At 67.8% G+C, this 16,237-nt stretch carries 17 protein-coding genes; 13 read left to right on the top strand and 4 right to left on the bottom strand.

Annotated features, from left to right (window positions below; all coding sequences use genetic code 11):
- The first annotated feature begins 9 nt into the window (after positions 1–9).
- Positions 10–999, top strand: a complete 990-nt coding sequence (locus tag K7711_RS27655) for a pirin family protein (protein ID WP_222972375.1) — start codon at positions 10–12, stop codon at positions 997–999.
- 6 nt (positions 1,000–1,005) lie between these two features.
- Positions 1,006–1,323, top strand: a complete 318-nt coding sequence (locus K7711_RS27650; RefSeq protein WP_222972374.1) for a GNAT family N-acetyltransferase — start codon at positions 1,006–1,008, stop codon at positions 1,321–1,323.
- A gap of 90 nt (positions 1,324–1,413) precedes the next feature.
- On the opposite strand, the gene K7711_RS27645 is transcribed toward K7711_RS27650, so the two are convergent.
- Positions 1,414–1,968, bottom strand: coding sequence for an NADPH-dependent FMN reductase (locus K7711_RS27645; protein WP_222972373.1), 555 nt, complete (start codon positions 1,966–1,968; stop codon positions 1,414–1,416).
- 142 nt (positions 1,969–2,110) lie between these two features.
- On the opposite strand from K7711_RS27645, the gene K7711_RS27640 reads away from it, so the two are divergent.
- From K7711_RS27640 to infA, 4 genes are all read left to right on the top strand, one after another.
- On the top strand, positions 2,111–2,617 hold the full coding sequence (locus K7711_RS27640; RefSeq protein WP_222972372.1) for a VOC family protein: 507 nt from the start codon (positions 2,111–2,113) through the stop codon (positions 2,615–2,617).
- A gap of 17 nt (positions 2,618–2,634) precedes the next feature.
- Entirely contained in the window at positions 2,635–3,414 is a 780-nt protein-coding gene (locus K7711_RS27635) for a pirin family protein (RefSeq protein ID WP_222972530.1), read from the top strand.
- 207 nt (positions 3,415–3,621) lie between these two features.
- Complete coding sequence (locus tag K7711_RS49025) at positions 3,622–4,419, top strand: GNAT family N-acetyltransferase (RefSeq protein ID WP_308014974.1); 798 nt, start codon at positions 3,622–3,624, stop codon at positions 4,417–4,419.
- Positions 4,416–4,640 carry a translation initiation factor IF-1 gene (gene infA, locus K7711_RS27625; RefSeq protein ID WP_040824768.1) on the top strand — a complete coding sequence of 75 codons (225 nt, stop codon included), beginning with the start codon at positions 4,416–4,418 and terminating at the stop codon, positions 4,638–4,640. The genes K7711_RS49025 and infA overlap by 4 nt, the downstream gene beginning before the upstream one ends.
- An 88-nt stretch (positions 4,641–4,728) precedes the next feature.
- On the opposite strand, the gene mug is transcribed toward infA, so the two are convergent.
- A complete protein-coding gene (gene mug, locus K7711_RS27620) occupies positions 4,729–5,292 on the bottom strand; it encodes a G/U mismatch-specific DNA glycosylase (protein WP_222972371.1) in 564 nt (187 codons plus the stop codon).
- A 247-nt stretch (positions 5,293–5,539) separates the two neighbouring features.
- Between mug and K7711_RS49020 the strand changes: the two genes are divergently transcribed.
- Positions 5,540–7,219, top strand: coding sequence for a lipase family protein (locus K7711_RS49020; RefSeq protein WP_222972370.1), 1,680 nt, complete (start codon positions 5,540–5,542; stop codon positions 7,217–7,219).
- 85 nt (positions 7,220–7,304) lie between these two features.
- Here the strand turns inward: K7711_RS49020 and K7711_RS27610 are convergent, their stop codons facing one another.
- Positions 7,305–8,660, bottom strand: coding sequence for an amidohydrolase family protein (locus K7711_RS27610; RefSeq protein ID WP_222972369.1), 1,356 nt, complete (start codon positions 8,658–8,660; stop codon positions 7,305–7,307).
- 8 nt (positions 8,661–8,668) lie between these two features.
- Positions 8,669–9,841, bottom strand: a complete 1,173-nt coding sequence (locus K7711_RS27605; RefSeq protein ID WP_222972368.1) for a nitrate ABC transporter substrate-binding protein — start codon at positions 9,839–9,841, stop codon at positions 8,669–8,671.
- Positions 9,842–10,094: 253 nt separating this feature from the next.
- Here K7711_RS27605 and K7711_RS27600 point away from each other — a divergent pair, with 253 nt between their 5' ends.
- The 6 genes from K7711_RS27600 to K7711_RS27575 all read left to right on the top strand — a co-directional run bounded on the left by K7711_RS27600 (position 10,095) and on the right by K7711_RS27575 (position 16,232).
- A complete protein-coding gene (locus K7711_RS27600) occupies positions 10,095–10,913 on the top strand; it encodes an ABC transporter ATP-binding protein (protein ID WP_235747871.1) in 819 nt (272 codons plus the stop codon).
- Complete coding sequence (locus tag K7711_RS27595; RefSeq protein WP_222972367.1) at positions 10,910–11,764, top strand: ABC transporter permease; 855 nt, start codon at positions 10,910–10,912, stop codon at positions 11,762–11,764. Before K7711_RS27600 ends, K7711_RS27595 begins: the two co-directional genes overlap by 4 nt.
- Positions 11,761–12,828 (top strand): isopenicillin N synthase family dioxygenase, encoded by a 1,068-nt coding sequence (locus tag K7711_RS27590; protein WP_222972366.1) that lies wholly within the window; start codon positions 11,761–11,763, stop codon positions 12,826–12,828. The genes K7711_RS27595 and K7711_RS27590 overlap by 4 nt, the downstream gene beginning before the upstream one ends.
- A 36-nt stretch (positions 12,829–12,864) precedes the next feature.
- Entirely contained in the window at positions 12,865–13,857 is a 993-nt protein-coding gene (locus K7711_RS27585; protein ID WP_235747870.1) for an isopenicillin N synthase family dioxygenase, read from the top strand.
- A 41-nt stretch (positions 13,858–13,898) separates the two neighbouring features.
- Entirely contained in the window at positions 13,899–14,552 is a 654-nt protein-coding gene (locus K7711_RS27580; protein ID WP_222972365.1) for a GntR family transcriptional regulator, read from the top strand.
- Between the two features lie 90 nt (positions 14,553–14,642).
- Positions 14,643–16,232 (top strand): circularly permuted type 2 ATP-grasp protein, encoded by a 1,590-nt coding sequence (locus K7711_RS27575; protein ID WP_222972364.1) that lies wholly within the window; start codon positions 14,643–14,645, stop codon positions 16,230–16,232.
- The last annotated feature ends 5 nt before the right edge of the window (positions 16,233–16,237 follow it).

Raw genomic sequence — 16,237 nt, 5'->3', positions numbered from 1 at the left:
CTGGCGCACGTGAGCAACGTCGAGGCGGAGCCTGTCGAACTGCTGTGTGGCCCGGGCTCGCCCGATGGCCCGGTCGAAGTGATCAGCCCGCGTGCGGTTCCGCTCGGCGGTCCTCGCGCGATGACCGTGCGACGGACCCTGCCCACTCGCGATCGCAGCATGGTCGGCGCGTGGTGCTTCGCCGACCACTACGGACCCGATGATGTCTCGGTGTCCGGCGGCATGAACGTCCCGCCGCACCCGCACACCGGATTGCAGACGGTCAGTTGGCTTTTCGAGGGCGAGATCGAGCACCGCGACAGCGCCGGCGTCGAGGCGATGGTGCTGCCCGGCGAACTCAACCTGATGTCGGCCGGCCACGGCATCAGCCATTCGGAGGTGTCCACCGCGGCGACGACCCGGCTGCACGGAGTTCAGTTGTGGGTCGCTCTGCCGGACTCCGCGCGTGAGGAACCGCACGGGTTCCAGCATCACGCGCCGACCTCGGTCGCGGTCTCCGACGGCGTCACCGCGCGGGTGTTCCTCGGTGCGCTCGGCGGGGAGTTTTCGCCGGTGATCACCGCGACCCCGTTGCTGGGCGCCGAACTGATCATCGCCCCGCGCACTCGAACCAGCTTGGCCGTCGATCCGTCGTTCGAGCACGGCGTGCTGCTCGACACCGGCGCCGTCAGCGTTTCCGATGCCGCTCTGGCAGTCGGGGATCTGGCGTTCGTCCCATGTGGTGCTGCGGAACTCGAGTTGCACAATCCGTCGCCCGACCCCGCGCGCCTGATCCTTCTGGGCGGGGAGCCGTTCGGCGAGGACATCGTGATGTGGTGGAACCTCGTCGGCCGCAGTCACGAGGAGATCGAACAATTCCGGGCCGAATGGGAGGCGCGGACCGGGGCCGCCGAGGATCCGGGACGCTTCGGCACCGTCCCCGGCTGGAACCCCGAGGACGCGTTGCCCGCTCCGCCGATGCCCACCACCCGCCTGAAACCGCGCAAGAGGAGGAATTGACCGGATATGAGCGAGACCGTCACCCGCAACGACTCCCTGCACAGATACGAGATTCTCGTCGACGGCGAGTTGGCCGGCTTCACCGAGTTCAAAGATCGTGACCGGCAGCGGATCTTCTACCACACCGAGGTGTTCCCACAGTTCGGCGGCCGCGGACTGAGTACCACGCTGGTGTCCGCCGCCCTCGATGACGTCCGCGCCGGAGAGTTGCGAGCTGTGCCGGTGTGTCCGGTCGTCGCGGCCTTCCTCGACAAGCATCCCGAGTACGCGGATATCGCCGACAAGGTCACCCCCGATGCCTTGACCTTCGTCGGGGCGACGTAGACCCGATCCATACGGCCGGACGCCGGGTCGGCCGGTGGGCAGAGAAGTGCGAGCCCGCCGATCGACCCGGCGTCCGTGTTCGGGTGGGTGTCAGCGGCGCAGCCGGTTGGTCGCGTCGACGAGGTTGTCGAGCAGGGTGGTCAGTTCGCCGGCCCGGCGCTCGATCGGTGCGAAACCCTCGGGCCCGAAGTCGCTGAACAGGCCGAGGGCGACTTGGCTGCGGATATCCACCATGTGGAAGTTGGCGACGATCTGGCGCCACTGTTCGACGGCGCGGATACCGCCGTCGGCGCCGTAGGAGACGAAGCCGACCGTCTTCTCGGCCCATTCGGAGCCGAGGGAGTCGAAGGCGTTCTTCAGCGCGCCCGGGACTCCGTGGTTGTACTCGGGGGTGACGAACACGAATCCGTCCAGGGCGTCGATCGCTGCGCTCCACGCCGTGACGGCCGGTTCGTCGTACTGTTTGTTCGCCGCGCCCGGCACTGTGCTCGAGGTGAGGATCGGCACGTTGAATTTCTTGAGGTCGACCAGGGTGAACTCGGCGTCGGTGCGCTGCGCCGCGGCGGCGTGCACCCAGTTCGCGACGCCCTCGCCGGTGCGTCCTTCGCGGACGGAGCCGATGACGATTCCGATCTTGGCGGTCATATGGGGTTCCCTTTCGCTCGATGATTCGGACTGCGGTCCGCTATCCCTGTTGACGCCTGAACACTACAGAATGGTTGACTAGGAAACTACTTGGGGTACCGTGGAGAAATCGGCCCGGGAGCGGGCGGGAGGAGCGGGAGAGATGAACGAGACCGAGCAGCGGCGTTCCGCGGACCAGGAAACGATGCGTGCGCGGCTGCGGGAGAAGTACATGCGGCCGCACGACCAGGCTCCCGCATCCACGGCTCGCGGGCTGCACCACACGGCACTGGTCTCCTCGGATGTCGAACGGACCGTCCGGTTCTACCAGGACCTGCTCGGATTCCCGCTGGTCGAGCTGATCGAGAACCGCGACTACCCGGGGTCTTCGCACTTCTTCTTCGACATCGGTAACGGGAATCTGTTGGCGTTCTTCGACTTTCCGGGTCTGGACCTCGGTCCGTACCAGGAGGTTCTCGGGGGCCTGCACCACGTGGCGATCAGCCTCGAACTCTCGCAATGGGAGACGCTGCGCGACCGGCTGACCGATGCCGAGGTCGAGTTCGTCGAGCACAGCGAGGTGTCGATGTACTTCCGCGACCCCGACGGCGCCCGGATCGAGCTGATCGCCGACCCGCTGGGGCAGATGTACGGAAGCCGGATCCTGTGAGCGCGAAAGGTACCGATATGCAGTACGCCGAACCATCCGTCGACATCCGCCGCGCGGGCGAGCGATTCGCCACCGACGCGGGGTGGCTGGACTCGAAGCATTCGTTCTCGTTCGGCGGCCACTACGACCCCGACAACACCCACCACGGGTTGCTCCTGGTGAACAACGACGACATCGTGACGCCGGGAATGGGATTCGAGACGCACCCGCACCGGGACATGGAGATCGTCACGTGGGTCCTGCGGGGGTCGCTCGTGCACCAGGACTCGATGGGTAATTCGGGGGTGATCTACCCGGGACTCGCGCAGCGGATGAGTGCGGGTACGGGCATCCTGCACTCGGAGAAGAACGACTCCTGGCGTCTGTCCGCCGCCGATTCCGCACACGCGGCCCGCCACGAGGATCCCGTGCATTTCGTCCAGATGTGGGTGGTGCCCGACGAGGCCGGAATCACGCCGTCGTACGAGCAACTCGAGATCGACGGCGAATTGCTTTCCGGCGGGCTGGTTCCCGTGGCATCGGGCATGCCCGAGCACGCCGACCACGCGGCGATCCGGATCAGCAACCGGTACGCCACGATGCACGTGGCGCGGATGCAGCCGGGGCAGGATCCGATCACGCTCCCGGACGCGCCCTTCCTGCACGTCTTCGTCGCGCGGGGGCAGGTCGCGATGGAAGGCGCCGGAGTCCTGGACGAGGGTGACGCCGTTCGGCTGCGCGGCGGCGGACAGGCGCTGACCACGGATACGGGCGCCGAGGTCATCGTGTGGGAGATGCATGCGACGATCGCCGCCTGATTCCCCGCCGGGGACATCGGCGGAAAATCATTTGCCCGGTGTGGGAGTGGTCGGTACCGTCATCCGCACCGTGACAGTGCCCGAGGAGGTGAGACCCATGAACGTTGTATCGAAGTGGGAGCTCCCTCTCGACGTCACGGTTGGGCGAACGATCTAGCTGTCGCCGGGAGCGCCTGTCGTCAAGGCTGCTCCGAAAGGGCGATAAATGTGAACTCTGTAGATTTCACGTCCGGTTTCAACGGACACACCACCGTCATTACGCGCGTCTCGAAGACGCAGTGGCAGGCGGTGAATCGCGGTCTGCTGATCGGGTCGGGTGATGTTTCGCCGCGGCCCGACGGTCGGCTGTTCGTCAGCATCGACACCTGGGTGGACGAGGTCTTCGCGCCGCTCGCCGCCGCGATGTTGGCAGAGCTGCCCAGACCGCTGTACACGGTGCTCGACGAGGCCGATCGGAACTTGGCAACCTGTTGGGAGAGTGCGGGTTTCACCACCCGGCGCCGAGAATGGGAATGCCTCGTGCCGACCGATCTGCGGCTCACCGGGCTCGATTCGGTGGTCCCGCCGTCGGGTACGACGATCGTGGCCGCCGGTGCCGCGGTGGAAACCGCACTGCGCGAGGTGGATCGAGCTGTTCGCGACGAGGTGGCCGCGACCGTCGGGTGGCGGGAGATGCCGGCCGAGGTGCTGCCGCGCGCCGGGGGCGACACCCTGGTGGATCCGTCCAAATACGCGGTGGCGGCACAGTCCGATCGATATGTCGGACTGATCCGTGTCGTGCAGGTGACTCGGCTGCCGCGGATCGGGCTGATCGCCGTGCGGGCCGATCAGCAGCGGCGCGGCATCGCGCGGGCGCTGCTGGCGCACGCGTTGGGTGCGCTACACGAGCGCGGGATACCAAAGGCGACAGCGGAAGTGAACGAATCGAACAGTGCCGCTGTCGCGTTGTTCGACGGTGTCGGAGCTCAGCGTGTCAACAGCAACCTCGAGCTGGTGCTGCGATGAGTAACAACGGGAAGGGAATCGAGATCGAGGGCACCGTCATCGAGTGCCTGCGCAACGCCACTTTCACGGTGGAACTCCGCAACGGGCACCAGGTGCTCGCGCATATCAGCGGGAAGATCCGGAAGAACTACATCAAGATCCAGCTGCAGGATCGGGTTCTGGTGGAGCTGAGTCCGTATGACCTCACCCGCGGCCGGATCCTGTTCCGGTACCGCAATTAGTGCTGGATGTGCCGGACTCGCACCCGGCAGCCCCTGCCCGCGACGACCGGATGCGTTCCGGTCGTCGCGGGGGCGGCGTCCGTCGATCTCACTCGAATTCTGCTGCCTCCCGCAGCTTTCGGAATTCGACGGCCAACGCATCCAAGGTGTAATGGGCATTGAGACCGCTCGGGTTGGGCAGCACCCAGATACGGGTGCTGCCCACTGTCTCGGATTGTGGTCCGACGGTGGTCTTCGGTCGGCCGAACGCGGTGCGGTAGGCGCCCAGGCCGAGAACGGCCAGGATGCGTGGGTGGTTTTCTCGCACTCGTTCGGTGAGCGCGCGGCCGCCGTCGCGCAATTCCTGCGACGTGAGTTCGTTCGCTTTCGCCGTCGTGCGCGCGGCGACATTGGTGATGCCCAGCCCGAGCGCGAGCAGTTCTTCCTGCTCGTCGGGACGGAACAAGCGCGGAGTGAAGCCGGACCGGAACAGCGCGGGCCAGAAGCGGTTTCCGGGCCGGGCGAAATGGTGACCGGTCGCCCCCGACCACAGGCCCGGATTGATCCCGCAGAACAGAACCCGCAGATTTGGCGCCAGCACATCGGGAATGGTGCGGCCCTGCGCTGCGGCCAGCTCTGCCGGTGTGGGGCGGTACGCGGCGGAATGTGGCATCCGCCCAGTCTGCCTGAACATGCCCGTCCGCCTCCGGCGGTCATCGGTCGGCCGGGATCGGCGGGCCGACACGATTCGGCGGGTCGTCGCAGATCCGCGGAATTGTGCTGGTCCGGGGGTATCTTTCGGAAGTCGGTGCGGCCTCGACCCCTGCCGACTCGTTTTCGTGCTTGGCGGATTACCGGAACTCTCCACAGCTGCACAATCTTCGGTTCGAGTACAACTCCTACAGGGCGGGTGTGTTGTCGTGAAACGTGTACGGAGCATTGCGGTCTCGATGGTGATGGGTTGTTCGCTGACGCTCGGGCAGGTGCCCGCCGCGGTGGCCGACCCGTCCGAGACTCCTGCGCCGTCCACTACCGAACCGGCGGCTCCGGCTACACCCGGTTCGAGCGTGTCGTCGACCCCCGAACCGGGCGCGCGATCCACCTTCGATCAGGCTGCGCCGTCCACGCCGGATCCCGCTGTTCCCGCCACCTCCGCTCCGGCTGCGCCCTCCGCCGCTGATCCGACCGCGCCGCCTGCCGCCGCACCGACTCCTCCTGCCGCGCAGTCGGTTCCGGGGCCCTCGGCGTTCCAGAAATGGATCGATGACCATATTCCGGCACCGTCGTCGGTGCTGCCGAGGACCGGTTCCGCTGCCGCCGCGGCCGATGGAACACCGGACGGGTTGTGGAAGGCGATTCAATCCAGTCCGACCGGAGATCCGTTCTTCGATGTCGCACCGGCGAACCTCGCGCAGTACGCACCCGGTGACATCATCCAAACGCGTGATGTCACCTGGCCCGCGGTGCCGATGGTCTTCCTGACGGTGCTGACGCCGGTTCAGCACGCGGTTCAGCTGAAGTTCCGCACCACGAACTCCGCGGGCGCGCCCTCCTTCGGCACTGCGACGCTCCTGTTGCCCTTCAACAAGTGGACCGGGCCGGGAAGCCGCCCGGTCCTGCTGAACGCGCCGCCGATCAACGCGCTCAACCGGCGCTGCACACCCGGCTATGTGTTCTCCCACGGATACGACATCACCGCCGGCAACGGCAACGATTTCGTCCCGTCGCCGACCATGTGGGCGGCGAGTCAGAACTACGCGGTGGTGATCCCGGACCACGAAGGTCCCTTGATGTCCTACGCCGAGCCGACCGTGGCCGGGCACATCATGCTCGACACCGTGCGTGCGGTGCGCCATCTGATGCCGGATCAGTTCGGTGAGAGCCGATTCGCGATGACCGGCTACTCCGGCGGCGCCATCGCCAGCTACGCGGCGTCGATGTTGTCGAGCGAATACGCTCCGGAACTGAGCCCCTACCTGGTCGGCGCCGCGATGGGCGGCCTGCCCGTCGACTACGAATCCTTCGCCAAGACCTTCGACGGCACCTACGCCTCGGGACTGATGCTGACCGTCACCCTCGCGTTGGCCCGAGAACATCCCGAAATCCTCGGCCGCATGAATCATTTCGCGCAGTGGGCGGCGATCTCGCCGCTCAAGGACGTGTGCAGCTCCACCATGGCGGACATCGGCGTGTTCGTACCCTATGCGGCCCTGGCGAACATGCGCGACCCGCTGCACACCGAATTCGCCGACATGCTGTTCCGGCGATTGAGCCTGAAGGGCAGGAAGGCGAGCATGCCGATCTACGTCTACAACGGCCTGCACGACCCCTGGATGCCCGTCGCGAATGCCGAGACGTTCTTCGGTGAACAATGTGCTCTCGGTGTTCAGGCGACCAAGAGCATCGTGGGCGGTGAGCACATTCTCGGCTACTTCAACGGGTTCTTCGGGTCCACGCATTGGCTGGGCGAGCGGTTGTCCGGTGCCCCGGCGGCCACCAACTGTGAAGTCGCGCCACAGTCGAATGCCGTACCGCAACAGAGCAACTCGTCCGATCCGACCAGTAGCGCCCCCCGCCCCGAGACGTCCCCGGGGCGGTGAGCCGGACCGCCGGCACGCGCGAAGTCGACATCGACCGGATCGAGATGCTCACGCGGCCAACGGTTTTGGTGTGCTGACACGGTCCTCACGGTTGCCCGTGCGGGTCGAGCGCGACGAGCGCCGCGGTCAGCGCCTCGACGTCGATGCGCGCGCTACGGCCGTCGGCCACCACGACGTCGCCGCCCACCAGCACGGTGTCGACGATGCGTGGTGTGCCGCAGGTCAGCAGCGTCGCGCCGGGGTCGCTCACCGGTAGGCAGGCGAAGTCCCGATCGAACCGCAGCAGCGTCAGGTCGGCGAGGCGTCCGACGCTCACCCCGCCCGGCGTGGATGCGCCGGGCAGCCCGAGTGCCCGCGCCGCGCCATCGCAGGCGATCGCGAGCATCGACCCGATGTCGAACAGATCGGCCCGGCGCGCGTGGGCGCGCTGGACATATGCGCCCGCGCGCAGCGTTTCCAGCATGTCCTGCCGGTCATTGGATCCGGCGCCGTCCACGCCTAGCCCGACGGCTACCCCGTCCGCGAGCAGTTCGCGGACGGGGGCGACTCCGGAGCCGAGACGCATGTTGGACACCGGATTCCACGACACGGCTGCGCCTCCGGCGGACAGCGCCCGGCGTGCGTCCGCGTCGAGTTCGACGCCGTGCACGGCGAGCAGGCGCTCGCCGATCAGACCGCCCGCGGCGAGATAGTCGATCGCGGACAGACCGGCATTCGCGCGGCACATCGCGTCGTCGGTGCCCGTCTCGGACAGGTGGATCATCACGGTGAGGTCGCGATCCCGGGCGAATGCGGCCGCGGTCCGCATGCCCTCGATCGTCATCGAGCGGGCGTTCGGGACGGCCAGGCCCAGCGTGATGCGGTCGCCGGCGCCAGCGGCGAGCCGGTCGGTGTCGGCGAGCGCGGCATCCAGCGGCTGGATCAGCCTCGGGTCGAAACCCCAACGGCGAGTAGGATCTTCGCGGTCGGCAATCCCCCGGCCCAGGACGGCCCGCACCCCGACGTCCGACAGCGCGGCGAGTACCGCGTCGTGTACCTCGGGGTCGGGATGCGGCCACATGTGCTCCACGAGGGTCGTGGTGCCGGACAGCAGGCCCTCGAGTGCGGCGGCTACGGCGGCGAGGTATGCCCGCTCGGGGGTGACAGCGTTCATCGCCTCACCCACCGCGAGCAACCACTCCAGCAGCGGGCGGCCCTCGCCCACACCGCGGCACAGCGACTGTTGCACGTGCGTATGCGTGTTGACGAAACCGGGGATGAGGTGGCCGCCGACGCCGTCGAGCACGCCCGGCCCGGCGGCGCCCGGGACGTGGTCGCGGACCTCGGTGACGACGCCGTCGGTGATCAGCACGTCGGTGTGCGGACGCCAGGCGGCTCCGGTCCACACCGTCACGTCGGAGATGGTGTCGATCCGCGTCGGCGCGGCGTCCGGCCGCAGCATGACGGGTCTCACCGGATGCCGATCGAGCGGTCGCCGAACTGCGGGTCGAACAACGCGGCGGAGTCCACCTTCGGGTCCACCTTGGCGCCCTGCGCGGCGAGCAACGGTGCCAGGTCGCTCACGAACGCCTGTACGCGCGCGGGGTCGTAGGTGCCGACCGAGCCGTTCTCGTTCGTGATGATGTTCTCGGACTTCAGGATTCCCGACGCGTACTCGGCCTCGGCGAGCGAGTACGTGGAGTAGGACGGGTCCTTCGCGACCACGTCGGCGATCAGCTTGTCGGTGGCCGTGGGCGCGGTGACGAAGTCGGCGTCGGCCTGCTGGACGATCGGCACCAGCTTCTGCAGGCACGGCGTCAGCTGGGCGAGCCGGTCGGCGCGGACGGACAGGTTGGACGCGTACGGGTCGAAGCCCAGCTCCGAGAGCAGACCGTGGGCGACGGGCTTGTTCCAGGCCGGGGTGTTGTGCTCGTACTCCCACGGCTCCGCGTCCGCGTATCCCTGCTGGACGATCGACGAGTCGCCCACGAACCGTGCGGGGCTGCCGTCGTAGCTCTTGTCGAGCTGCGATTTCGTGACGTACCCCTTGGCGAGCAGCCAGGTCGGGAACGCCTGCTCCTTGGACACCACTACGGTGGCGTGTGTCGCGGCGAGGCCGCGCAGGGTGAGCCCCGGGTGCTTGGCCGGGTCCCACATCAGGATCGCCGGGTTGTGCGTCAGCAGCGGTGTGACCCCGACGACGCGCTGATCCGCACTGGCCGAGACGATCTGGTCGCCGTGCACCAGCCCGAGGTCGATCGACGAGTCGACGTACATCTGCGATGCGACCGACTGGAATCCGATGGCGGAGCCGCCCGACTTCAGCCGCAGCTTGATCCCGGTGCTCTTGCCCTGCGCCACCAGGGTTCCGGTGACCGACTTGGTGGTGGTGTCCACCGTGTAGTCCGGTCCGAGCAGTTGGAACATCCCGCCCATGTCCGCCTGCGGCTGCCATTGCAGCTGCACGGTGAGCGTATCCGGGCAGACGCCGGTGAGGCGTTGCGCGGCGGGCGCCGGGGCGAGCGAGACCGAGGGAGCGGGGGTGGTCGACGAGCCGCACGCGGTGAGGGTGCACAGGCCCGCGGTCAGCGCGGCGGTGAGACCGGCCGCGCGTCGCGCGATGCGGTTGTGGAATGGGGACATCTGTTCTCCTGCAACGTGATCGGGAGTGGGTTCGAGGAACCGGAGGCGGTCGCGGATGTGGTGGCCCGAAGAGGCGAGCGGCGTCGGGGGGCGTCTACACGGTCGCGCACCGGACGATGGTCCACAAGCCCGGACGATGCATGTAACAAGATGTTCACGGCGTCGTTCACCCAATAATTACATGCAATCGAGAAGCTTGATGCACAACGCCAGCCGAATCTGCCCGCAGATTGTTCCCACATCGGAGGTTCCCTTGCCATCCTTCGCCCCGCTGGTCGACACGCGAAACGATGTCGACGCGCGACACCTGAGAGCGGACGACCAGGTGTCGTTCCACGAGGTGTCGATGACCTACCCGACCGGGACCACCGCGCTGTCCTCGGTCTCGCTGTCGGTGCGACGCGGCGAGTTCGTCGCGATCGTCGGGCCTTCGGGCTGCGGTAAATCCACGCTGCTGCGCCTGGCCGCCGGATTGGAGCGGCCGTCCGGCGGCACGGTCGCCGTGGACACGTCGTCGGTCGCCTTCATATTCCAGGAAGCGACGCTCCTGCCGTGGGCCTCGGTGCGCCGCAACGCATCTCTGCTGGTCGAACTCGCCGGCATGCCTACTGCCGAGCGCCGCGCGCGGGTCGATGCCGCGCTGGCCGCGGTCGGGTTGCAGGACTTCGCCGACCAATTGCCCAAGGCGCTGTCCGGCGGCATGCGGATGCGGGTGTCGCTGGCTCGTGCGCTCGCGCTCGAACCCGAATTGATGCTGCTCGACGAGCCTTTCGGCGCGCTCGACGAGCTCACCCGGCAGGAGATGCAGCTCCAGCTGCTGGACCTGTGTGAGCGCGGTGGTTTCACGGCGGTGTTCGTGACCCACTCGGTGTCCGAGGCGGTGTTGCTGGCCGACCGTGTGGTCGTGATGTCGGCCCGGCCCGGCAGGATCGCGGCCGAGATCGAGGTCGATCTGCCGCGGCCGAGAGGTGCGCGCGGCGACGGCGGATCCTGGGGTGCGGAGCTGCGGTTCGCACCCGAGTACACCGATACCGTCGCGCGGATCTCGGGGCTGCTGCGAGGTGTGGCATGAGTACCGTGCTGAATCTGCCGATCGCGCCGGTCGCACAGGCGAACCCGGTCGCCTCGCGTCGGCTCGCGGCCCGGTTCGGGCGCGGGTCGGTGGCCGTGGCCGCGCTGGCCGCGGGTGTCGGGCTCTGGTACGCGGTCTCCTATCTGGTGCTCAGTCCGCAGCGCCGGTTCCTGCTGCCGCCTCCGCACGCGGTGCTGGCACAGTCCCTGCTCGACTCCGTGCACCTGCGTCCCATGCTCGTTGCGCTGGGGGTGACCGCCGAGGTGGCCGGGATGGGATTCGTGGCCGCGGCCGTGATCGGCGTCGCCGTCGGCGCGCTGATGAGTCAGACCTGGTGGCTCGAACGGGTGATCTTCCCGTATGCCGTTGTGCTGCAGGTGGTTCCGATCCTCGCGATCACCCCGCTGCTGGGCCTGTGGTTCGGCTACAGCACCACCTCGCGGGTTGCCGTGTGCGTGATGATCGCGCTGTTCCCGATCATCACCAACACCCACTTCGGGTTCCGTTCCGTCGACGCGGGACTGCACGAGCTGTTCACGCTGGGCCGGGCATCGCGCCTGCAACGCCTCGTCCGGCTCGAGCTGCCCGCGGCCTCGCCCGCGATCCTGACCGGGCTGCGGATCGCGTCCGGCCAGGTGATCATCGGCGCCATCATCGGCGACATGTTCTTCGCGCAGGGTGAGCCGGGCATCGGCACCCTCATGGACGACTATCGGGCCCAGCTGCGCTCGACCGACCTGATCGCGGCGATCGTGCTGGCCGCGGCGTTCGGCGTGGCCGTCTTCGTCGTCTGCTCCGTGGTGTCCCGGCTCGCGGTCGGGCGCTGGCACGGCTCGGGGAGTGTGCGATGAGCGAAATCACCACTCTCGACGGCGATTTCGTCGTCCCCACCGTCGACCTCACGCCCTACCTCGACCCGGCGGCCAGTGCCGCGACGGACGCGGCCTGCGAAGCGGTCGCGGCGAGTATCGATGACGCCTGCCGCACGGTCGGCTTCCTCCAGGTCGTGGGGCACGGTGTGTCCGCATCCGCGATCGACGGACTGGCCGAAGCGATCGATGGCTTCTTCGGTGCGCCCGCGCAGCGCAAGCGACAGCTCCATCGCCCTGGTGAGAATCGCGGCTACACGCCACCGAAATCGGAGTCACTGAGCATGAGTCTCGGTGTGGCCCCGGCGAATCGGATGCACGACTACTACGAGTCGTTCACCGTCGGGACCGAGGCCGCCGCATATCCCGGGCTGGACCTGCCCGAGGCCGACTACCCGGCGAACCGCTGGCCCGACGTGCCGGGCTTCCGCACCTCGGTGGCGGCGTACCTGCGCGAGGTGACATTGCTGTCCCGGGCGCTGCTGCGGGCCTGCTCGGACGCACTGGGGCTGGGACCGCACCATTTCGACGATCTCGTCGACCACTCCATCGACACCCTCAAGATGAACAACTACGCGTTGGCGCCGGGCGCGATCGAGCTGGACGGGCCACTCACCGGAATGGGCGCGCACACCGATTTCGGGATCCTCACCGTGCTGTGGGCGGACCGCGTCCCCGGGCTGGAGGTGCTCGGACCCGACGTGGTGTGGCACCCGGTGTCCCCGGCTCCGGGAGCCTTCCTGGTGAACCTCGGCGATGCCTTCGCGCGCTGGACGAACGACCGGTGGCGATCCACCCTGCACCGGGTGGACCCGCCGGTGGTCGACGGCCGGATCGAGCGCCGCCGGTCCGCGGCCTTCTTCTTCGACGGCAACCACGATGCGGTGATCGAGCCGCTGCCCGGCACCGTCGAGCCGGGGGCGGCGGCCTACCCGCCGATCACCATTGCCGCACATCTACAGGCCAAGTTGGCCGGGATGAAGCTCGGCACCGCGCCCGCGGGGGCCGACCGCGAGGCCGCCCGGGTGCGCGGCGCCCGCACCTGACTTCGACAAGCCTTGCCCGACAGGAGAAGACACACGATGACCGAGCAGTACCGCATGCAGGAGCTGGACCTGGAGAGCCGGATGGGCGGCCCGGGAGTGGAGACGGCGCGCAGCGTCCCGCGGATCGATCTGACCGACCGCGAGGCACGGCGTGCCGAGATCACCGATCAGCTGTGGTGCGCCGCCACCGAGATCGGCTTCTTCCAGCTGGTGAATCACTCGATCCCGCAGCCGCTGGTGGACGCGGCGTTCGCGCGTGCCGCGCAGTTCTTCGCATTGCCGGAACCGGCCAAATCCGCACTGCCACTGGACAAACCGAACAACGCGGGGTGGGAGTACTCGAGTCAGGTCCGCCCGTCGGTGGGCACTCCGGACCAGAAGGAGTCGTACCAGATCACCCGCCCGCACATGGCCGGGCTGTGGCCCGCCGAGCAGGAGCTGCCGGGGTTCCGGGACTTCATGTTGGAGTTCGAGCGGCACTGCTGGGAACTCGCGATGTGGGTGCTGTCCTGTTTCGCCGACCGGCTCGGCTTCGATCGCGAGTTCTTCGCTCGCGCACACGATCCCGGCTCCGCGGAGTACCAGTCGACGCTGCGGCTGATCCACTACTACGCGCTGCCCGACGAGCTGCGTGGTCGCCCCGGCACCTGGCGGGCGGGCGCGCACACCGACTTCGACTGCCTCACACTGCTGTTCCAGCGCGACGGGCAGGCCGGCTTGCAGGTCTGTCCCGGCCGCGAGGCGGACGCCCAGGAGTGGACTCCGGTCGTACCGGCCGACGACGTGATCACCTGCAACATCGGCGACATGCTCATGCGATGGAGCGACGACGCACTGCTGTCGACGTTCCACCGGGTCCGGGTGCCCGGCGCGGGCGAGTACGCCGGGTCGCGCTACTCGATCCCCTTCTTCGCCCAGGCCGACCGCGATGTGGTGATCGCACCGCCGCGCGGCACCTACCCGCCGATCACCGCGGCCGAGTACCTTCGACAGCGGGTTGCCGCGAACTACGCGGGCCGCACAGCGTGAGCGCGCCGGTCGAAGCCGGGCGGGGGAGGAGGACGTCGCTGATGGGCGATGGTTCGGACTCCCTGCTCGGGGAGGCGGTCTACAAGCAGCTGTTGGACCGCATCTTCACCGGCGAACTGCCACCGGGCGCGCCGCTGAGCGTCCCCGCCCTCGCCGCCGCGCTCGATGTGAGCCGCAGCCCGGTGCGCGATTCGGTGCAGCGGCTCGTGGCCGACGGGCTGGCGGTGCACACCCCGCACGCGGGGGCGCGCGTCGCGCACGTCGACGAGCGCGAAATCGCCGACGTGCTCGCTGTGCGGGAGCTGCTCGACGGATACGCGGCGCGGGAGGCGACGCTGCGGGCGTCGGCCTCGGACGTGCGGCGACTGGCGGCGCTGGTCGAGGGGCAACAGGCACGGCTGGCCGAACCGGCCGACGCGCTCGCCGAGGCGCGCCACGACCTCGAATTCCACACCGCCGTCCGTGATCTCGCGGGCAACCGGGCGCTGAGCGATGCGCTGCACCGGCTCGACGCGAAGGCGCACCTGTACAACACCGGGCTGTGGTCGGACGAGGCAGGACGTCGATTCGCGGTCGCCGAGCACGTCGCGATCGCGCACGCCATCGAGATCGGGGACGCCGCCTGTGCCGAGCGGGCCGCGGCCGCGCACGTCGCGGCGCTCGGCGTGCGAATGCGTCGGCTGGCGCTGGGATAGCACCGAAAACCTTTGCGGCGAAACATGGTTGGTTCGAAAATTTTACCTGTGTGACGACATCGGGGCCGCGCGATGCGGGACCATCGGACAATGACAGCGGTCGCCAAGCCCATGCAGTATTCACCGGGGATTTTCGACGGCTACCACGTCGAGCAGCACTCGGATGCCCACGACGAGATGTTCGACCGCGCGGGGCGGATTCGCCAGCCCTACCGCGGTGTGCACAAAGGATTGATGCGGATGGACGTCGGTGAGCTGGTGTCCCGTTCGGATGCCCTGGGCCGGGCGTTCATCGATCAGGGCATCACCTTCTCCCTTTCCGGACAGGAACGGCCTTTTCCGCTGGATCTGGTGCCCCGGGTGATCGCGGCGACGGAGTGGTCACTGCTGGAAAAGGGTTTCGCACAGCGGGTGAAGGCTCTGGAGATGTTCCTGGCCGATATCTACGGTGAGCAGAATATTCTGCGGGATCACGTGATACCGCGGCGGCTGATCACCACCTGCCCGAATTTCCACCGCGAGGCGATGGGTATCGCACCGCCCAACGGCGTGCGCATCCACGTCGCCGGAATCGATGTGGTGCGTGACGAAAAGGGGGTGTTCCGGGTACTCGAGGACAATCTGCGCTCGCCGTCCGGGGTGTCCTATGTGATGGAGAACCGGCGCACGATGGCCCGGGTTTTCCCGGACCTGTTCGCCTCCCATCGGGTGCGTCCGGTGGGGGACTATCCGAGCCATCTGCTGCGGGCGCTGCGCGCTTCGGCGGCCACCAATGCCGCCGATCCGACCGTCGTGGTACTCACGCCCGGAGTGTTCAATTCCGCCTATTTCGAACATTCGCTGCTGGCCCGGCAGATGGGCGTGGAGCTGGTCGAGGGACGGGATCTGTTCTGCCGCGACAATGTGGTCTACATGCGTACCACGCACGGCGAACGTCAGGTCGACGTGGTCTATCGACGCATCGATGACGATTTTCTCGATCCCATGCACTTCAATCCGGATTCGGTGCTGGGTGTCGCAGGAATCCTGAATGCGGCGCGGGCGGGCAACGTGGTGATTTCCAGTGCGGTCGGCAATGGTGTCGCCGACGACAAACTGGTCTATACCTATGTGCCGACCATGATCGAGTATTATCTCGGCGAGCGCCCGTTGATTCCCAACGTGGACACCTTCCGCTGCTGGCTCGACGACGAACGTGCCGAAGTGCTCGACCGGATCGAAGAATTGGTGATCAAACCGGTCGAGGGCTCCGGCGGATACGGCATCGTCTTCGGGCCCGATGCCTCCCCGCGGGAACTCGAGATCGTGCGCGGCAAGATCCGCTCGGAGCCGCGCAATTGGATCGCCCAGCCCGTGGTCCAGCTCTCGACGGTGCCGACCAAGATCGGCGACTCGCTCTCGCCCCGGCACGTGGATCTGCGGCCGTTCGTGGTCAACGAGGGCAACGACGTGTGGGTGCTGCCCGGTGGTCTCACGCGGGTCGCGTTGCCGGAGGGCTCGCTCGTGGTCAATTCCAGTCAGGGCGGCGGCAGTAAGGACACCTGGGTGCTGTCCTCGCGCACCATCGGCGAGCGCGAGGAGGCCGCCCTCGAACTCGTGGGTGAACCCGAGGTGACCGATCACGCCGACCAGAGCCCCGCCCTGGCGGTCACCCAGTCGCAGCAGCAACAACAGCAGTAGGAGGC

It is taken from the genome of Nocardia coffeae (genome assembly GCF_019890715.1).
GTDB classification, from domain to species: domain Bacteria; phylum Actinomycetota; class Actinomycetes; order Mycobacteriales; family Mycobacteriaceae; genus Nocardia; species Nocardia jiangxiensis.
This window is presented reverse-complemented; position numbering and strand designations above follow the sequence as displayed.

What these genes read in the sequence shown, in the direction of transcription:
- K7711_RS27650 (WP_222972374.1), top strand. Translation starts at nt 1,006, where the DNA reads ATGAGCGAGACCGTCACCCGCAACGACTCCCTGCACAGATACGAGATT.
- K7711_RS27645 (WP_222972373.1), bottom strand. Translation starts at nt 1,968, where the DNA reads ATGACCGCCAAGATCGGAATCGTCATCGGCTCCGTCCGCGAAGGACGC.
- K7711_RS27640 (WP_222972372.1), top strand. Translation starts at nt 2,111, where the DNA reads ATGAACGAGACCGAGCAGCGGCGTTCCGCGGACCAGGAAACGATGCGT.
- K7711_RS27635 (WP_222972530.1), top strand. Translation starts at nt 2,635, where the DNA reads ATGCAGTACGCCGAACCATCCGTCGACATCCGCCGCGCGGGCGAGCGA.
- infA (WP_040824768.1), top strand. Translation starts at nt 4,416, where the DNA reads ATGAGTAACAACGGGAAGGGAATCGAGATCGAGGGCACCGTCATCGAG.
- mug (WP_222972371.1), bottom strand. Translation starts at nt 5,292, where the DNA reads ATGCCACATTCCGCCGCGTACCGCCCCACACCGGCAGAGCTGGCCGCA.
- K7711_RS27610 (WP_222972369.1), bottom strand. Translation starts at nt 8,660, where the DNA reads ATGCTGCGGCCGGACGCCGCGCCGACGCGGATCGACACCATCTCCGAC.
- K7711_RS27605 (WP_222972368.1), bottom strand. Translation starts at nt 9,841, where the DNA reads ATGTCCCCATTCCACAACCGCATCGCGCGACGCGCGGCCGGTCTCACC.
- K7711_RS27595 (WP_222972367.1), top strand. Translation starts at nt 10,910, where the DNA reads ATGAGTACCGTGCTGAATCTGCCGATCGCGCCGGTCGCACAGGCGAAC.
- K7711_RS27590 (WP_222972366.1), top strand. Translation starts at nt 11,761, where the DNA reads ATGAGCGAAATCACCACTCTCGACGGCGATTTCGTCGTCCCCACCGTC.
- K7711_RS27585 (WP_235747870.1), top strand. Translation starts at nt 12,865, where the DNA reads ATGACCGAGCAGTACCGCATGCAGGAGCTGGACCTGGAGAGCCGGATG.
- K7711_RS27580 (WP_222972365.1), top strand. Translation starts at nt 13,899, where the DNA reads ATGGGCGATGGTTCGGACTCCCTGCTCGGGGAGGCGGTCTACAAGCAG.
- K7711_RS27575 (WP_222972364.1), top strand. Translation starts at nt 14,643, where the DNA reads ATGACAGCGGTCGCCAAGCCCATGCAGTATTCACCGGGGATTTTCGAC.